Raw genomic sequence first — 16,243 nt, 5'->3', positions numbered from 1 at the left:
TGCGCCCTACTCTGAGGCTCTGGCCGCCGCCCTCGCCCCGGAGGAGACCGACCCATGGCCCGACCCGCGCCCGATGCCCCTCGTCCGACCGCGGCCGCCGTGCTCGATGACGCGGTCCGTTCCCTCGCCCCGGACACCGATGCCAACCGGCTGGTCTCGCGGATCGGGGCGGGGGCGGCGCCACGCTCCGTGTTCGCCACCTTCGCCCTCGAACAGCATCATGTGATCAGCGCCGACCGGCTCAGCTTCCAGCATCTGGCGCGGCGGGCGGACGGCGATCCGCCCGTGGCCGACTTCTTCGACCTGCTCGCCCAGGGCGAGGCGCTGGCCATGAAGCAGCTGGCCGGGCTGGCGGACGCCTGTGAGCTGAGCGAGCGGCAGATCGCGGAGTACCAGCCGCGTCCCGGCTGCCAGGCCTACCCGTCCTATGCGGCGCGGCTCGCCCTCGGCGGTGAGCCGGCCGACGTGGCGATCGCGCTGACCGCCAACTTCGCGGCGTGGGGCGGCTATTGCGCGATCGTCGAGGCCGCGATGCGGGACCACTACGCCTTCCCCGAGGAGGCTTGTCAGTTCTTCGGCTTCTTCGCCGGGCCGGCACCGGCCGTCGACGAGAAGGCGCGCGAGGCGGTGCAGCACGGCCTCGACACCGGCCAGGCGCGGCCGGCCACGGCGCACCGCTACGGCCGCCTCCTCCAGGCGTATGAACTCATGTTCTGGAACTGCGTCGCCGAGTGATCGGGGCTGCGGGCCTCGGTACCGCCGGTGTGCAGGCCCGCCCCGCCCGCGCGGCAGTCGCCGGGCCTCGGCGGCACTCCTGCGCCGGCAGGGGCCTGGCGGGCCGGCGGCAGTCAGGCGCGCTGCGGCCGTTCGAGCAGTCGGCCGGCGGGTGCGGCGAGGGTGGTGCCGTCGTGGATCTCCCGGCCGCGCAGCCAGGTGGACCGTACGACACCGTGCAGGGTCTTTCCGGCGTATGCGGTGATCTTGTTGCGGTGCTGGAGGGCCCGCGGGTCGACGGTGAAGGCCTCCTCGGGGGCGAGGACCGCGAAGTCCGCGTCCCGCCCTGGCTCGATGGCGCCCTTGTGGCCGAGGCCGGCCAGTGCCGCGGGCGCGGCGGCCATCCAGCGCACGACGTCGTCGAGGGTGTGACCGCGCTCGCGGGCCTCGGTCCAGATGGCGGGCAGGCCGAGCTGGAGTGAGGAGATGCCGCCCCAGGCCGCGCCGAAGTCGGCGGTCTTGAGATCGGCGGTGGAGGGCGAGTGGTCGGAGACGATGCAGTCGAGGGTGCCGTCGGCCAGCCCCTCCCACAGCGCGTCCCGGTTGGCGGCCTCGCGGATCGGCGGGCAGCACTTGAACTCCGTTGCGCCGTCCGGGATTTCCTCGGCGGTCAGGGTGAGGAAGTGCGGGCAGGACTCGACGGTGATCTTGACGCCCTCGCGCTTGGCGGCGGCGATCAGCGGCAGCGCGTCGCTGGAGGACAGGTGCAGGACGTGTACCCGCGCGTCGAGCCGCCGGGCGAGCGTGATCAGCCCGGCGATGGCGTCGTTCTCGCAGGCGCGGGGGCGGGAGGCGAGGAAGTCGGCGTACTTCGGGCCGTGCGGCTGGGGGGCCGCGCCCAGATGGCCCGGGTCCTCGGCGTGCACGATCAGCAGGCCGCCGAACCCCGCGATCTCACCGAGGGCGGCGGCCAGTTGGCCTTGGTCGAGTTCGGGGAACTCGTCGACGCCGGAGGGGGAGAGGAAACATTTGAAGCCGAAGACACCGGCGTCGTGCAGCGGACGCAGATCCTTGACGTTGCCGGGGACGGCACCGCCCCAGAAGCCGACGTCGACATGGGCCTTGCTGCGGGCGACCGCGCGCTTGGTGTCGAGGTGGTCTGTGGTGGTGGTGGGCGGGAGGCTGTTGAGCGGCATGTCCAGGAGGGTGGTGATACCGCCGGCAGCGGCCGCGCGGGTGGCGGTCCAAAAGCCCTCCCACTCGGTGCGGCCGGGGTCGTTGACGTGGACGTGGGTGTCGACGAGGCCGGGCAGCAGGACGTCGTCGCCGAAGTCCCGGACCTGCGCCCCGGCCGGAGCCTCGGCGTCGTGCGGCAGCACCGCGGTGATCGTGCCGCCCGCGACGGTGACGGACGCGGCGCGCGTCCCCTGCGGGGTGACGACGCGTGTGGAGCGCAGCACCAGCTCTGTTTCGGACACCCGGTCCCCTCCTCGTTTCTGACTTCATCGTTGCGTGCGGGCGTGCGGGGCGCACGGCCGCCGCGAAGGGGCCGTGGCGTCCGGGGCACGCGGCCACGCGGGAACGACATGCAGGAAGACAACAAATTCAACAATCTGTTGAACGAGTCTTCACTCCGGACCGCGGCCCGTCAAGACCCCTCGACCGGCACCGGCCCAGCGAGCGGCCCGGCCCCGTCCGGTGCCGCGGGCTCCTCCGCCGCAACGGCCCCGACCTACGACGGGATGATCTCCTCCGGCACCGGGCCGGTACCGGCCGCGGCGCGCTCACCGCGGGAGAGCAGGGCGTAGAGCGCCCCGGCGAGCCCCATTCCGAAGATCCAGGAGAACGGCGCGACCACGGCGAACGCGGGGACCAGGGCGAGCACGGCACAGACCGCGGCGGCCGGCAGGAAGGCGGCCACCGCCTTCGGGTTGTAGCCCCTGCGGTAGAAGTACGCGCCCCGGGCGTCGGCCGAGAACAGCGCATCGACGTCGATCCGGCCGCGGCGCACCAGGTGGTAGTCGACGAGCAGGATCGCCACCAGGGGCCCGAGGAAGGCGCCGAGCGCTCCGAGGAAGTACTGGATCACCAGCGCGGACGAGTACAGCTTCCAGGGCATGACGACGATCGCCAGCACCGCGGTGATCATGCCGCCGCGCTTGAAGTTCAGGTACTTCGGCGCGAGGTTGGCGAAGTCGTAGGCGGGCGAGACGAAGTTGGCGACGACATTGATGCCGATGGTGGCGACGATGAAGGCCAGCGCGCCGATGACCGTGACCACCGGATTGTCGATCTTCTGGATCACCTTCACCGGGTCGTAGATCGCCTCGCCGAAGACCGAGATCGTGCCCGCGGTGACGAGGACGGCGACCACGGCGAAGGCGGTGAAGTTCACCGGTAGCCCGATCAGATTGCCGCGCCGGTAGGAGCGGTGGTCGGGGGTGAAGCGGGCGAAGTCGGCGTAGTTGAGGACCAGCGTCAGGAAGGTGGCGACGGTCAGGCTGACCGCGATCAGGCTCTGCTCGGCCTGCGCGGAGCCGCTGAGGCCGGTGAGGCTGCGGGTCAGCGAGATGTCACCGCCGGCCCTGACGACCAGATACACCGCGAGCGCGAGGACGACCAGCCAGACCACCGGCCCGGTCGCGAAGTCCTGGACCTTGCGGATGAACTCCATCCCCCGGGTCAGCAGGACGGCCTGCAGCCCCCACATCACCAGGAACGCGATCCAGCCCAGCGTGGACAGCCCCAGCACGGAGTTGTGGTCGTAGGCGTCCAGCCCCGGCGCGAGCTGCAGCGTCAGCAGGACCACGGCGGTGGAGGCCAGCCAGGTCTGGATGCCGTACCAGGCCACGGCCATGATCGCGCGCAGCAGGGCGGGGATGTTGGCGCCGTAGACGCCCCAGCTGGCGCGGGCGAGCACCGGGTAGGGGACGCCGGTACGGTGCCCGGCGTGCCCCATCCGGTTCATCAGCCAGTGGACGATCGTGATGCCGGCCAGCAGCGCCACGAACACCTCCCAGGCGGGCAGGCCCAGCACGAACAGGCTGGAGGCGAAGGCGTAGTTGCTGATCGCGTGGGTGTCGGACATCCACAGCGCGAAGATGCTGTACGTGCCCCAGGTGCGCTCGGGGGCCGGTGCGAGGTCCCCGTTGAAGAGGCGCGGATCCGGCTGCGGGGGCTTCGGGGGTGTGGTCACGTGTCCTCCCGGGCGGGTGGGATGGAGCTTAGGGGGTTGGTCGGTAAATGTCAGTCGTCAGATGCCTGATGTCTGCGCGGAAAATGCGGTGCGCCGTGGTGAGTCCTGAGCACGCCCCGGGGACGGGCGCAGATGCGTGCTCAGCGGCCAGGAGCCGATGGCCTTGGGGCGGGGCGGCGCGAAGCTGCGTCCCGCGCTGGTGGTCAGCCCGAGACCGACGACAGCCTCCGCGAACTTCACCGCGGCGGCAACCCCGTCGACCACGGGAATTCCGAGCTCTGCGGCGACCCTCTCCTGGAGTCCGGCCATCCCCCCGCAGCCCAGGCAGATCACCTCGGCGCCGGCCCGGACCACCTCGCGGGCGGTCTCGATGATCACTTCGACGGTCCGCTCCGGGTCCTCCTCCAGCTCCAGGACGCCGAGTCCGGTGCCGCGCACCGCGGCGCAGCGCTGCAGCAGCCCGGCGGTCAGCAGCCGGTCCCGGATCTGCGGGACGGCACGATCGAGGGTGGTGACGATGCCGTAGGCGTGGCCGAGCATCATCGCCATCTGGGCGGCGCTCTCGGTGATGTCCAGGACGGGGACGTCCAGCAGCTCCTGCGCGCCCTCCCGGCCCGGCTCACCGAATCCGGCCATGACCAGCGCGTCGAAGGGCGTATCGAAGGTGGCGAGCCGGTCCAGCACGGCCGCGGCGCTGAGATATCCCTCGAAGTGGCCCTCGATCGACTCCGGCCCCCACCGGGGCTGGGTCGCGATGATCTCGGTGCCCGGGGCAGCGGCCGCGGTGGCGGTGACGCGGATGGCGGCGGTCATGGAAGCCGTGGTGTTCGGGTTCATGACGAGAAGACGCATGACTCTCCAACGATTTGGAGGATTCCACAGAATGGACAGTAGATTTCGCGCAGCAGAACGTAGCTACCGCCTCTGGCACCGTCAAGGGTTCGCGGCCAGGAGCTTGCCGGTCGGCTCGTACCGTGAGACAACCTGCGACAAAGAGGGCCTGACCGGCGGGAACGAGTGTGCGAGAGACCGTGTGCCCGCGTAACGGGACCGGTAGGCTTCTCCGGTCGGGCCCGGCGCCCGCCGGCACCGGCCGAGACCGATCCGACCCGCCCCGAAAGGAACGCGACGTGCCGTCGTCCAGCGCCAGCACCTCCGCCGCCGAAGCCAAGCCCGCGGGCGCCAGCGGCGGCGTCCAGTCCCTCGAGCGCGCCTTCGACCTGCTGGAGCGGATGGCCGACGCCGGCGGCGAGGTCGGCCTGAGCGAGCTCTCCGGCAGCAGCGGACTGCCGCTGCCCACCATCCACCGCCTGATGCGCACGCTCGTCTCCTGCGGCTACGTCCGGCAGCAGCCCAACCGCCGCTACGCACTCGGCCCGCGCCTGATCCGGCTCGGCGAAAGCTCCTCGCGGCTGCTGGGCACCTGGGCCCGCCCGTTCCTGGCCCGCCTGGTCGAGGAGACCGGCGAGACCGCCAACATGGCGCTGCTCGACGGCGACGAGATCGTCTATGTCGCCCAGGTGCCCTCGCGGCACGCGGTACGGATGTTCACCGAGGTCGGCCGGCGGGTGCTGCCGCACTCCACCGGCGTCGGCAAGGCCCTGCTGGCCCACCACTCCCCGGAGGAGGTCCGCGCCCTGCTCGGCCGTACGGGCATGCCGGCCGCCACCGAGAAGACCATCACCGACCCGGAACGCTTCCTGGAAGCACTCGCCGACGTCCGCCGCCTGGGCTATGCGGTCGACGACAACGAGCAGGAGATCGGCGTCCGCTGCCTCGCGGTACCGGTGCCCGACTCCCCCACCTCGGCGGCGATCTCCATCTCCGGCCCGACCGGACGGGTGACCGAGGCCTCGACGGACAAGATCGTCCCGGTGCTGCAGGACGTCGCGGCACAGCTGTCGGTGGCGCTGGCGAATCAGACGCCGGCGTAGGCGCGGCGGACCCTCGCAGGGCGAGCCTCGCAGGGGCGGGCCTTCGCAGGACGGCCCTTCGCAGGACGGCCCTTCGCAGGCCACCGGGCGCGCCGCCACCGGGTACACGGTCGCCGGGTATGCGGCTACCGGGTGCGCGGCAGATCGCCGAAGCGGTCGATCCCCGCACGCACCTCCGTGAGCGCGGGTGACAGCGCACTCACCGAGCCGACAGCCCCGGCGATCAGCAGGAGCGAACGGCGCAGCCGGGGCACCTCCGGCAGCCCATGACTCACCATCGCGTCCAGCGCGGCAAGCTCGTCATCGGCTGCCACCCGATCCGGTAACTCGCCCGGAAGTACTGCCAGTTGCCGACGCAGCCGGGCCACCGCCCCGCGTAGTTCCTGGACCCTCGGGTCGCTCTCGACCCCGGCCGCCCGCCCGTCCCTCTGCAGCTGCTCCACAACGACGGGGCCCTCCAAGGCCGTTGCCCGTTCCGTCATGCCGGACAGTTAACGCCACTCTGCGCTCATCGCGCCATACGGAGAGCGAAAAAACCGGATCACCGGCGGCGGACCGGAACGGCCGGGAGGCGCCGGCGGACGGTCCGGTACGGCCGGAGACGGTCCGGTACGGCCGCGCCATGCCTTACCCCGCATCGACCTGATGACGCATCAGCGCATTTGTTCACCTTGCCACCCTTTGGTGTGGGTGCGCACGGTCTGAAGCGTATGCCGCAGCGAGATGGAGCATTCTCCCTTTCAAGGAAATATCCGGCATATCACTGGATCGGAGAACGCCATGGAGTCCAATTCCGGCCCCGACACCGGCTCGAACCACCACCGCGGCGTCAGCGTCGTGCAACTCATCTGCCGCGCGTACGGCCTCTCCGATGCATCGGAGATCACGCTGGAACACATACACCGTTACGTCGTCGAGCGCCGGCGCGCGGAGGAACGCATGCCCCACCTGCGCGACCGGTTGCGGCCGGGCATCCCCCGTCCGCGAGCCTCCGGTGACGCGGCCTGAATCCGTTGCACCGCCCTGCCGGGCCGGGAGGCCGGACACCATGAGGCAAGCGCCCTCCATGAGGTAAGCAGTCCCCATGACGCCGACGACACCCGGACAGCCGGGAGAACCGCAAGGCCAGTCACCACACGCCCGGCCCGACGCCGATGAGCGGCCGCGGAACACCGGGCGGCCCGAGGGGACGGTGGCCGGCCTGCTGCTCGCCGCGGGCGGCGGGCGGCGCCTGGGAGGACGACCCAAGGCGCTGCTCGATCACCGGGGACGACCCCTGGTCGAGCACGCCGCACGGGCGCTGCGGGACGGCGGCTGCGACCCCGTGCACATCGTGCTGGGGGCGGCCGCCGGTTCCGTGCGCGAACGGGCCGATCTCTCGGCGTACGGCATCTCGGAGAACCCGGACTGGGCCCAGGGTATGGGCTCCTCGCTCCGGGTGGGCCTCGCCGCGCTGGCCGGTTCGGGAGCGGATGCGGTGGTGGTGTCACTGGTGGACCAGCCGGGCATCGGCGCCGCCGCGGTGGCGCGGGTGATAGCGGCGTACGAGGGCGGCACCTCGCTCGCCTCCGCGGCGTACGACGGCCGCCGGGGGCATCCAGTCCTCTTCGGCGCCGACCGCTGGCCGGACATCGCCGCCACCGCGACGGGCGACCGCGGTGCGCGCGCCTACCTCCAGGAGCATGCGGACGCGCTCACCCTTGTCGAGTGCTCCGACATCGCCGAGCCGTACGACATCGACACGCCGGACGATCTCCACCGCCTGCGGTGACCGGCCCACGGCGGCCGCACACACCCCTCGCCAACTCCCCTGCCGCGCAAGGGAGTAGAGGCACGGGCGGGAGTCATGGAGAGTGATCGGCATGGCACCGGGGGTCATTCGATCACCGCTTGTGTCGACTCGGAGAATCTCGACATCAACAAACCATTGAAGTTCCGCGATAAGGAAACTAGTCTCCACTGGTCAGAAGCGCCCTGAACCCTGACGGCGCCCGCGACCGTATCCCGGAGCCCGCGGCACCCCGTGCCGCCCGGTGTTCCGGGAGGCCGCCAGGCACCGCCGCTGAATGGAGTGACACTCATGTCCGCACCAGCGCCGTCCCCGCTGGCCATCGTCGACGTCGACCCCGCTCACGCCCCCGAACGGCAGGGCGAGGTCCTTTCCGACGCCGCGCTCACCTTCGTCGCCGAGCTGCACCGCCGGTTCACCCCGCGCCGCGACGAACTGCTCGCCCGCCGGGCCGAGCGCCGTGCGGAGATCGCCCGGACCAGCACGCTGGACTTCCTCCCCCAGACCGCGGAGATCCGCGCGGACGACAGCTGGAAGGTGGCCGGGGCGCCCGCCGCGCTCAACGACCGCCGGGTGGAGATCACCGGCCCCACCGACCGCAAGATGACGATCAACGCGCTCAACTCGGGTGCCAGGGTCTGGCTCGCCGACTTCGAGGACGCCTCCGCACCGACCTGGGAAAACGTCATCTCCGGTCAGCTCAACCTGATCGACGCCTACGAGCGCCGGATCGACTTCACCGACGCCACCTCCGGAAAGTCGTACGCCCTGGGTCCGGCCGAGGAGCTGGCCACCGTCGTGATGCGCCCGCGCGGGTGGCACCTGGACGAGCGCCACCTCCAGTTCGAGGGCCGGCCGGTCCCCGGTGCGCTGGTCGACTTCGGCCTCTACTTCTTCCACAACGCCCAGCGCCTGCTGGACCTGGGCAAGGGCCCGTACTTCTACCTGCCGAAGACCGAGTCGCACCTGGAGGCCCGCCTCTGGAACGAGATCTTCGTCTTCGCGCAGGACTATGTCGGCATCCCCCAGGGCACCGTGCGCGCCACGGTCCTGATCGAGACCATCACGGCCGCGTACGAGATGGAGGAGATCCTTTACGAGCTGCGCGACCACGCCTCCGGGCTGAACGCCGGCCGCTGGGACTACCTCTTCTCCATCGTCAAGAACTTCCGTGACGGCGGTGCCAAGTTCGTCCTCCCGGACCGCAACGCGGTCACGATGACCGCCCCGTTCATGCGGGCCTACACCGAACTCCTCGTCCGCACCTGCCACAAGCGCGGGGCGCACGCGATCGGCGGCATGGCGGCCTTCATCCCCAACCGCCGCGACCCCGAGGCCAACGAGAAGGCCCTCGCCAAGGTCAAGAACGACAAGGACCGGGAGGCCGGCGACGGCTTCGACGGCTCCTGGGTCGCCCACCCCGACCTGGTCCCGGTCGCCCGCGCCTCCTTCGACGCGGTCCTCGGCGACAAGCCGCACCAGAAGGACCGCCTGCGCGAGGACGTCGACGTCAAGGCCGCCGATCTGATCGCGATCGACTCCCTGGACGCCAAGCCCACCTACCAGGGCCTGATCGACGCGGTCCAGGTCGGCACCCGCTACATCGAGGCCTGGCTGGGCGGTCTGGGCGCCGTCGCGATCTTCGGCCTGATGGAGGACGCCGCCACCGCCGAGATCTCCCGCTCCCAGATCTGGCAGTGGGTCAACGCGGGGGTCGTCTTCGAGAACGGCGAGAAGGCCACCGCGGAGCTGGTGCGCACGGTCGCCGCGGAGCAACTGGCCGCCATCCGCGCCGAGGTCGGCGAGGACGCCTTCACCTCCGGCAGGTGGCAGCAGGCCCACGACCTGCTGCTCCGGGTCGCCCTGGACGAGAACTACACGGAGTTCCTGACGCTGCCCGCGTACGAACTGCTGGGCTGAGGCCTTCGCCGTAGGGGGTTCCCAGCGCCCGAGGGGCCGGTACGTACCGCACCGCGGTATGTACCGGCCCCGCGCCGTTCCGGGGCGCCCCCGGCCCGGTAGATCGCGGCGTACCCGGCCAGGAAGGCCGCCTCGGCGATCGGGTGGCGCGGCGAGTGCGCCGGGGGCCGGCGGAACTGCGCTTATAGTGGATCGGCACTACAAACGTAGTAGCTACACACGTAGTAGGAAGCAATGCGGCACGGAAGGCGCTCAGGGTGGCACGACGGCGGGAGCAGGTGCTGGACGCGGGCATCCAGGTCCTGGGCAGCGCGGGAGCGCGGGGGCTGACCTACCAGGCCGTGGATGCCGCGGCAGGGGTCCCGTCGGGCACCACCTCCAACTACTTCCGCAACCGGACGGCCCTGATCGACGGCATCGTCGACCACGTCCAGGCCCTGGAGCACCGCGACTGGGAGGCCTTCACCACGGCGGCCGACCCGGCCGACGCCGGTGAACTCGCGGACACCGTCACCCGGTTCCTGCGGTACGCGACCGGCCCCGAGCGGACCAGGACCGCCGCCCGCTTCGCGCTCTACCTGGAATCCTGGACCCGCCCCGAGATCCGCCCGGCACTCACCCGCAGCCGTGAGACCGTCGTCGGCTGGGGAGCGGAGTGGCTGCGGCGCATCGGCTCGCCGGCGCCGCGGCGCCACTGCGCGATCCTCTGCGACTACATGGACGGCGTCGCCTTCCGCCAACTCTCCTTCCCGGACGGGGACTTCGACCCGGGTCCGGGCATCCGCGAGCTGCTGGGCGGACTGCTGGACTGAGGAGCCAGAGGAGCCGGAGGAGTCAGAGGGGACAGAACGGGCAGCGGACCGCCGTCCGCGTCACCTCGCGGTGCCGCGCCCCGCTCGCCACTGGAACGGCCACCGCAGCCGCCGTCCCCGGAACGTCCAACGGCCCCCAAGGAGAGTCGGCGTTGCCGCTCCCTGCGGGCCGTTGCGCTGTCCCGGCGTCAGTGGGCGGTCGCCGCCACCGGCTCTCCGGCGGCCGCCGCAGCCGCCTCGGTGTCCCCCGGAGCCTCCCCCTCGGCATCCCCATCCCCGTCCGCCGTCTTCCGCCCGAAGTGGTTGAAGGCGAGGTTGAGGACGATGGCGACCAGGCAGCCGGTGCTGATGCCGGAGTCCAGGATGACCAGCAGGTCCTTGGGGAGGCTGTGGTAGAAGTCCGGGGCGGCGATCGGGATCAGGCCGATGCCGACGGCCGCGGCGACGATCAGGGCGTTGTCGCCCTTCTCCATGGCGGCGGAGGCCAGGGTCTGGATGCCGCTGGCGGCCACCGAGCCGAAGAGCACGATGCCGGCGCCGCCGAGGACCGGCGGCGGGACCAGCGAGATCACCGAGGCGGCCACCGGGCACAGACCCAGCACGATCAGGATCAGACCGCTGGTGGCCACGACGAAGCGGCTGCGCACCTTGGTCATCGCGACCAGGCCGATGTTCTGTGCGAAGGCGCTGTTGGCGAAGCCGTTGAACAGCGGGCTGAGGGCCGTGCCGAGGGTGTCGGCGCGCAGTCCGCCCTCGATGGTGCGCTCGTCCGCCGGGCGGTCGACGATCCTGCCGAGGGCGAGCATGTCGGCCGTCGACTCGGTCATACAGACCAGCATCACGATGCACATGGAGACGATCGCGGCGAGGTCGAACTGCGGGGCGCCGAAGTGGAAGGGCGTCGGGAAGCCGATCAGGGACGCCTGGGAGAGCGCGGAGAAGTGGGTGATGCCGACGGGTATCGCGATCAGGGTGCCGGCGATCAGGCCGAGCAGGATCGCGATCTGCTGGAGGAAGCCGCGCAGCACCCGGCGCAGCACCAGCACGATCAGGAAGGTCAGCGCGGCCATGCCGATGTTCTTCAGTGAACCGTAGTCCGGGGCCCGGTCGTTGCCGCCCTGGGACCAGTTGAAGGCCACCGGCAGCAGTGAGACACCGATCAGGGTGATGACGGTGCCGGTGACCACCGGCGGGAAGAACCGTACGAGCTTGGAGAAGTAGGGGGCGAGGACGAATCCCAGCACACCGGCGACGATCACCGCGCCGAAGATGATCGGCAGTGCGTCGCCGGGGCTGTGCGCCTTGCCGATGGCGACCATCGGGGTGACGCCGGCGAACGAGACGCCGTTGACGAAGGGCAGCTTGGCGCCGACCTTCCAGAAGCCGAGCGTCTGCAGCAGCGTCGCGATGCCCGCGGTGAAGAGGCTGGCACCCATCAGGAACGCGGTCTCGGTGGCGCTCAGCCCGCAGGCCGGCCCCACGATCATCGGCGGGGCCACCACTCCCGCGTACATCGCGGCCACGTGCTGGAGGCCGCTGGTGAACATCTTGAAGGGCGGGAGGGTCCGGTCGACCGGATGCTTCCGGTCCTCCTCCGGCTTCTGCTCGGTCATTGCGGCCACTGCGGGCCTCCTTCGTTTTCTGCGTCGCCGGGGCCCGGCGAGGCGAGGCTGTCACGGAGGGCTTGCCATGTGGTGCGTGGTGCAAGCAGTTGCCTGGTGGGCGGTGCTGCGAGACTCCGCGCTCGTGGCGCGCACGGAAGGCGGTGGGGCCGGCCGGCCCGGGGGTGGGAGCCGACCGGCCCGGGGGTACGAGAAGTTCCCGTACCCCCGGGTCCGGCGCTTGTGGACCCCGCTCGGATCCACAAGCCCGGCCGGGAGCCGTCCCTCCCGGCCGAGTTCAGAGGTGGCGTCGGCCGCGGCCGCGCCGAGGGGTCAGCCCTCGGCGGCGATCCGGGCCAGACGCTGTGCCTCGGCCCGCGCGGTGCGGGCGATGGCGTCCTCGTCGACGTTGCTGAGGTGGTTTTCCTCGACGACCGGCCGGCCGCCGACGAGGGAGAGGGTGACCGGTGCGGCCGGGCCGAAGACCAGAGCGGTGACCGGGTCGGCGATGGAGGAGTGGCCGAGGCCGTCCAGCTTCCACAGCACCAGGTCGGCGAGCTTGCCGGCCTCCAGCGAACCGATTTCGGCGGTCCGGCCGAGGACCTGGGCGCCGCCGTAGGTGCCCAGCCGCAGCGCCTTGCGGGCGTTCAGCGCGGCCTCCCGGTGGGCGCCGAGGCGGTTGATCAGCAGGGCGTTGCGCAGCTCGGTGTGGAGCTCGCCGGACTCGTTGGAGGCGGTGCCGTCGACGCCGAGGCCGACCGGGACGCCGGCCGCGAGCATGTCGGGGACGCGCGCGATCCCGGCCGCGAGACGGGCGTTGGAGGAGGGGCAGTGGGCCACGCCGGTGCCGGTGCGGGCGAAGGCGGCGATGTCGGAGTCGTTCATGTGGACGCAGTGCGCCATCCACACGTCGTCGCCGAGCCAGCCGGTCGACTCGAAGTAGTCGGTCGGGCCCATGCCGAACAGCTCGTGGCAGAACTTCTCCTCCTCCACGGTCTCCGAGCCGTGGGTGTGCATGCGTACGCCCTTACGGCGGGCCAACTCGGCGCCCTGTCGCATGAGTTCGGTGGAGACGGAGAACGGCGAGCAGGGCGCGGCGGCGATCTGCACCATCGAGCCGAAGGAGGCGTCGTGGTGGGTGTCGATGGCCTCCTCGGTCGCCAGCAGGGCGCCCTCGGTGGTCTCGACGGCGAAGTCCGGGGGCAGCCCGCCGTCCTTCTCGCTGCGGTCCATGGAGCCGCGGGCGAGGGTGATCCGGGCGCCGATCTCGGCGGCGGCCGCGAGTTCCGCGGCGACGAGGTCGCCGGATCCCTGCGGGAAGACGTAGTGGTGGTCGGAGGCGGTGGTGACGCCGCCCTTGACCATCATGCCCAGGGAGCCCTGAGTGGCCGCGGCGAGCATCGGGGCGTCGATGCGGGCCCAGGTCGGGTAGAGCGCGACCAGCCAGTTGAACAGGTTGTGGTCGGTGGCCAGGCCCCGGGTGATCCACTGGTAGAAGTGGTGGTGAGTGTTGATCAGGCCGGGGGTGACCAGGTGCCCGGTGCCGTCGATCCGGCGGACGACATGTGCCAGGTCCTCGGGGGCCTTGCCCGCGCCGACCGACTCGATGGTGTTCCCGGCGACGACGACATGACCGGTGGCGTACTCGGTGTCGTGGGCGTCGACCGTCGCGATGGCGCAGTTCTCGATGACGAGACGCTCGATCGCGCCGTCAGGGGATGCCGAGGCAGCCATGGTGCTCCTACTTTCGATTCCGGCGGTGGGCACGGCATGGCCCTACGGGATTTGAGTGCCGGAGCCGGGCGAGGCGGCTGACAGTGCCGCTGCCCGTGGGGTGCTCCGGGTGCCGAGGTGAGGGAAGAACAGGTTGAGCAGCACCGCGACCAGGGCGCCGGCGCTGATCCCCGAGCCGAGCACGGTCTGTGCCCAGGCCGGAAAGTCGTCGTAGAAGGCCGGTGCGGCGAGCGGGACGAGGCCGGAGCCGAGCGAGACGGCCACCAGGACGATGTGCGAGCTCTCGTCGAGACCGGCCTCGGCGAGCGTACGGATGCCGCTGACCGCGATCGACCCGAACAGCACGATGCCCGCGCCGCCGAGGACCGGCATCGGCCATGTGCTGGAGCGCGGCCGGGACGAGCCGCTTGGCAGCCGGCTTCTCGTCCACCGGGTGGACCGGTGGCGCCAGGTGGTGCGGGGTGTGCGTGTGCTGTGCCATGGGTCGTTCCCCTCGGGTTCCGCGTGCCCCTCCCCGCTGCGGGGCGGGGAGGGGCACGCGCGGCACGGCGTTGCGTCGGAGCAGCTCAGAGGTTCGTCAGATCCACCGGGATCTCGGGCTCGACACCGTCGCGCAGAACTGTGGCTTCGATCAGGCCGTACGGGCGGTCGGCCGCGTAGTACACCTCGTTGTCGTTCTTGAGCCCGAACGGCTCGAGATCCACCAGGAAGTGGTGCTTGTTCGGGAGCGAGAAGCGGATCTCGTCGACCTCCGAACGGTTGTTGATCACACGCGCTCCCATTTGGTACAGCGTCTGCTGGAGCGAGAGGCTGTAGGTCTCCGCGAACGCCTGCAGCATGTGCTTCTTGACCTGCTCGTACGAACGCTCCCAGTTCGGCATCCGCTGCTCGTCGTCGGTCCAGTTGAACCGCCAGCGGCCGGACACCTCGGTGGCCAGGATGCGGTCGTAGGCCTCCTTGAGGGTCGTGTACTTGTCCTTGATGTAGCCCCAGAACTCCGAGTTGGTGGAGTTCATCACGACCAGGTCCTTCAGGCCGGAGATGACCTGCCACCGCTCACCGTCGTAGGTGATCTCGGTCAGGCGGGTCTCCTGGCCCTTGCGGACGAAGGAGTGCTGGACCTCGTCGGCGCCGATGAAGCGGGAGTTGGCGTCGGAGGGGGCGATCCGCTCCCAGGCGTACTCCTCGATCCGGATGCGGGCCCGGTGGATCGGCTCCTGGCTGGTGACGAAGTGCCGGGCCAGGTGGATGCCGAACTGCTCGGCCGACTCGATCCCGTGCTCCTTGGCGAAGGCGTACACGGTGTTCCTGGTCGTGTCGGTGGGCAGGCAGTGGGCGTTGGAGCCGGAGAGGTGGACCTCTTCCAGGTCGCCGGAGAGCGCGACCGAGACGTTCAGGTCCTTGATGTGGTGCGTGTCGCCGTCGCGGGTGATCTTGACGACGCGGTTCTCCGCTTTGCCGTACTGGTTCTGGCCGAGAATCACCGGGCGGGCCGGGCGGGAATCGGCAGCGCGGGCCGGGCGGGATTGGGCAGTCATGTCGGTGCTAGCTCCCTCGGTATACGGAGTAGCCGAACGGGTTGAGCAGCAGCGGTACGTGATAGTGCTCGCCCGGCGTGACGGCAAAGGTGATCGCCACCTCCGGGAAGAAAGCTCCGCTGTCCCTTACGCGGGGGGCGTCCTGCTGTTCCTCGGCTTGCTGGGTTGCCTTGTGGTGTGCGCGGTGCTGGGGAGAGACGAAGTACTCCTCGACGGCGAAGTCGAGGCGCACATGGGTGGTGCCTTCCGGCAGGGCCGGCAGGTCCTTGCAGCGTCCGTCCGCATCGGTCGTGGACGCGCCGTGGGCGGTCCAGGCGCCGTCGCGGCCGGAGCGCACCGCGAGCGTGAGGGCGACGCCCTCCGCGGGGCGGCCCACGCTGGTGTCCAGGATGTGCGTGGACACCGACGTCCGGGCAGCCGTCTCGCTGCTCATGCTGCGTCTCCTTCTGCGTGCTCGGCGATACGGGTCAGGCGGATGCGGTTGATCTTGCCGAGTTCCGCACGAACGATCTCGCGTTCCTGTTCCGGCGTGTTGTCGATCCGGTGACGAACGGCGTCCCGCATCTGCTCCCCGGTCCGGCCGGAGGCGCAGATCAGGAAGACGTGCCCGAACTTCTCCTGGTAGGCCAGGTTGAGTTCGAGCATGTCGGCCTTGAGCGCGTCGGAGGCGCCGGCCATCCCGCTCTGCTCGCGGCGCGAGGTGGGGTCGCCCGGCTTCGGCCGGCCGATCGGCGGGTGCCCGGCCATCGCCTCGGCCAGGTCCCCGTCGCTCAGCTCGGCCATGGCGGCGTCGCTCGCGGCGTACAGGGCATCGGCGGTGGCGTAGGGACGCTGCGCAAGGAGCTTGCTCCCCCATGCCCGGCTGGCACATACCTCGTGCAGTGCGGCCAGGGCCGTACCGTCGTCGGCGGTGTTGAACCGGGTGAGCCCCGGCGTGGGCTCGCGGGTGTCCCCCGTCGAGCGTGGTGAACGCGAAGACACGGGAAGCCTCCGTGGCCTGGTGCT

Annotated in this window: 15 protein-coding genes and 1 pseudogene; 6 read left to right on the top strand and 10 right to left on the bottom strand. The window is 70.9% G+C overall.

All coding sequences use genetic code 11. The features are described 5' to 3' along the window. Positions 1-54: 54 nt before the first annotated feature. Positions 55-735 (top strand): thiaminase II/PqqC family protein, encoded by a 681-nt coding sequence (locus ABR737_RS36110; protein ID WP_350255333.1) that lies wholly within the window; start codon positions 55-57, stop codon positions 733-735. Between the two features lie 113 nt (positions 736-848). Here the strand turns inward: ABR737_RS36110 and allB are convergent, their stop codons facing one another. The 3 genes from allB to ABR737_RS36095 all read right to left on the bottom strand — a co-directional run bounded on the left by allB (position 849) and on the right by ABR737_RS36095 (position 4,762). After that, positions 849-2,192 carry an allantoinase AllB gene (allB, locus tag ABR737_RS36105; protein WP_350255331.1) on the bottom strand — a complete coding sequence of 448 codons (1,344 nt, stop codon included), beginning with the start codon at positions 2,190-2,192 and terminating at the stop codon, positions 849-851. A 254-nt stretch (positions 2,193-2,446) separates the two neighbouring features. Next, positions 2,447-3,910, bottom strand: coding sequence for an NCS1 family nucleobase:cation symporter-1 (locus ABR737_RS36100; protein ID WP_350255330.1), 1,464 nt, complete (start codon positions 3,908-3,910; stop codon positions 2,447-2,449). Between the two features lie 57 nt (positions 3,911-3,967). Then, complete coding sequence (locus tag ABR737_RS36095; protein WP_350255329.1) at positions 3,968-4,762, bottom strand: aspartate/glutamate racemase family protein; 795 nt, start codon at positions 4,760-4,762, stop codon at positions 3,968-3,970. Between the two features lie 278 nt (positions 4,763-5,040). On the opposite strand from ABR737_RS36095, the gene ABR737_RS36090 reads away from it, so the two are divergent. Then, positions 5,041-5,844, top strand: a complete 804-nt coding sequence (locus ABR737_RS36090; RefSeq protein WP_350255327.1) for an IclR family transcriptional regulator — start codon at positions 5,041-5,043, stop codon at positions 5,842-5,844. 125 nt (positions 5,845-5,969) lie between these two features. Here ABR737_RS36090 and ABR737_RS36085 read toward each other — a convergent pair whose 3' ends face one another. Then, entirely contained in the window at positions 5,970-6,326 is a 357-nt protein-coding gene (locus ABR737_RS36085) for a DUF5955 family protein (RefSeq protein ID WP_350255325.1), read from the bottom strand. 298 nt (positions 6,327-6,624) lie between these two features. Here ABR737_RS36085 and ABR737_RS36080 point away from each other — a divergent pair, with 298 nt between their 5' ends. From ABR737_RS36080 to ABR737_RS36065, 4 genes are all read left to right on the top strand, one after another. Continuing rightward, entirely contained in the window at positions 6,625-6,852 is a 228-nt protein-coding gene (locus ABR737_RS36080) for a hypothetical protein (RefSeq protein WP_350255324.1), read from the top strand. Between the two features lie 184 nt (positions 6,853-7,036). Beyond that, the gene (locus ABR737_RS36075; protein WP_350257059.1) at positions 7,037-7,615 is read left to right on the top strand and encodes a nucleotidyltransferase family protein; all 579 of its coding nucleotides are present in this window, start codon (positions 7,037-7,039) and stop codon (positions 7,613-7,615) included. 309 nt (positions 7,616-7,924) lie between these two features. Further along, on the top strand, positions 7,925-9,553 hold the full coding sequence (gene aceB / locus ABR737_RS36070; RefSeq protein ID WP_350255322.1) for a malate synthase A: 1,629 nt from the start codon (positions 7,925-7,927) through the stop codon (positions 9,551-9,553). 257 nt (positions 9,554-9,810) lie between these two features. After that, entirely contained in the window at positions 9,811-10,365 is a 555-nt protein-coding gene (locus tag ABR737_RS36065) for a TetR/AcrR family transcriptional regulator (RefSeq protein ID WP_350255321.1), read from the top strand. A gap of 188 nt (positions 10,366-10,553) precedes the next feature. Here the strand turns inward: ABR737_RS36065 and ABR737_RS36060 are convergent, their stop codons facing one another. The 6 genes and pseudogenes from ABR737_RS36060 to uraD all read right to left on the bottom strand — a co-directional run bounded on the left by ABR737_RS36060 (position 10,554) and on the right by uraD (position 16,219). Then, entirely contained in the window at positions 10,554-11,978 is a 1,425-nt protein-coding gene (locus tag ABR737_RS36060; protein WP_350257058.1) for a nucleobase:cation symporter-2 family protein, read from the bottom strand. 321 nt (positions 11,979-12,299) lie between these two features. Beyond that, complete coding sequence (locus tag ABR737_RS36055; RefSeq protein WP_350255320.1) at positions 12,300-13,700, bottom strand: 8-oxoguanine deaminase; 1,401 nt, start codon at positions 13,698-13,700, stop codon at positions 12,300-12,302. A gap of 42 nt (positions 13,701-13,742) precedes the next feature. Next, positions 13,743-14,075 (bottom strand): annotated as a pseudogene (locus tag ABR737_RS36050) (solute carrier family 23 protein); the annotation flags it as partial. A 191-nt stretch (positions 14,076-14,266) separates the two neighbouring features. Next, positions 14,267-15,238, bottom strand: coding sequence for a factor-independent urate hydroxylase (pucL, locus tag ABR737_RS36045; RefSeq protein WP_350255319.1), 972 nt, complete (start codon positions 15,236-15,238; stop codon positions 14,267-14,269). A 7-nt stretch (positions 15,239-15,245) separates the two neighbouring features. Continuing rightward, the gene (uraH, locus tag ABR737_RS36040) at positions 15,246-15,671 is read right to left on the bottom strand and encodes a hydroxyisourate hydrolase (RefSeq protein WP_350255317.1); all 426 of its coding nucleotides are present in this window, start codon (positions 15,669-15,671) and stop codon (positions 15,246-15,248) included. Beyond that, positions 15,668-16,219 (bottom strand): 2-oxo-4-hydroxy-4-carboxy-5-ureidoimidazoline decarboxylase, encoded by a 552-nt coding sequence (uraD, locus tag ABR737_RS36035; RefSeq protein ID WP_350255316.1) that lies wholly within the window; start codon positions 16,217-16,219, stop codon positions 15,668-15,670. The genes uraH and uraD overlap by 4 nt, the downstream gene beginning before the upstream one ends. Between the last annotated feature and the right edge of the window lie 24 nt (positions 16,220-16,243).

It is taken from the genome of Streptomyces sp. Edi2 (genome assembly GCF_040253635.1).
Taxonomy (GTDB): domain Bacteria; phylum Actinomycetota; class Actinomycetes; order Streptomycetales; family Streptomycetaceae; genus Streptomyces.
The sequence above is the reverse complement of the archived record's forward strand: the minus strand, read 5'-3'. Positions and strand labels throughout refer to the sequence as shown.

Coding starts and splice junctions, on each gene's coding strand:
- ABR737_RS36110 (WP_350255333.1), top strand. CDS start 55: ATGGCCCGACCCGCGCCCGATGCCCCTCGTCCGACCGCGGCCGCCGTG.
- ABR737_RS36095 (WP_350255329.1), bottom strand. CDS start 4,762: ATGCGTCTTCTCGTCATGAACCCGAACACCACGGCTTCCATGACCGCC.
- ABR737_RS36085 (WP_350255325.1), bottom strand. CDS start 6,326: ATGACGGAACGGGCAACGGCCTTGGAGGGCCCCGTCGTTGTGGAGCAG.
- ABR737_RS36080 (WP_350255324.1), top strand. CDS start 6,625: ATGGAGTCCAATTCCGGCCCCGACACCGGCTCGAACCACCACCGCGGC.
- aceB (WP_350255322.1), top strand. CDS start 7,925: ATGTCCGCACCAGCGCCGTCCCCGCTGGCCATCGTCGACGTCGACCCC.
- ABR737_RS36060 (WP_350257058.1), bottom strand. CDS start 11,978: ATGACCGAGCAGAAGCCGGAGGAGGACCGGAAGCATCCGGTCGACCGG.
- ABR737_RS36055 (WP_350255320.1), bottom strand. CDS start 13,700: ATGGCTGCCTCGGCATCCCCTGACGGCGCGATCGAGCGTCTCGTCATC.
- pucL (WP_350255319.1), bottom strand. CDS start 15,238: ATGACTGCCCAATCCCGCCCGGCCCGCGCTGCCGATTCCCGCCCGGCC.
- uraH (WP_350255317.1), bottom strand. CDS start 15,671: ATGAGCAGCGAGACGGCTGCCCGGACGTCGGTGTCCACGCACATCCTG.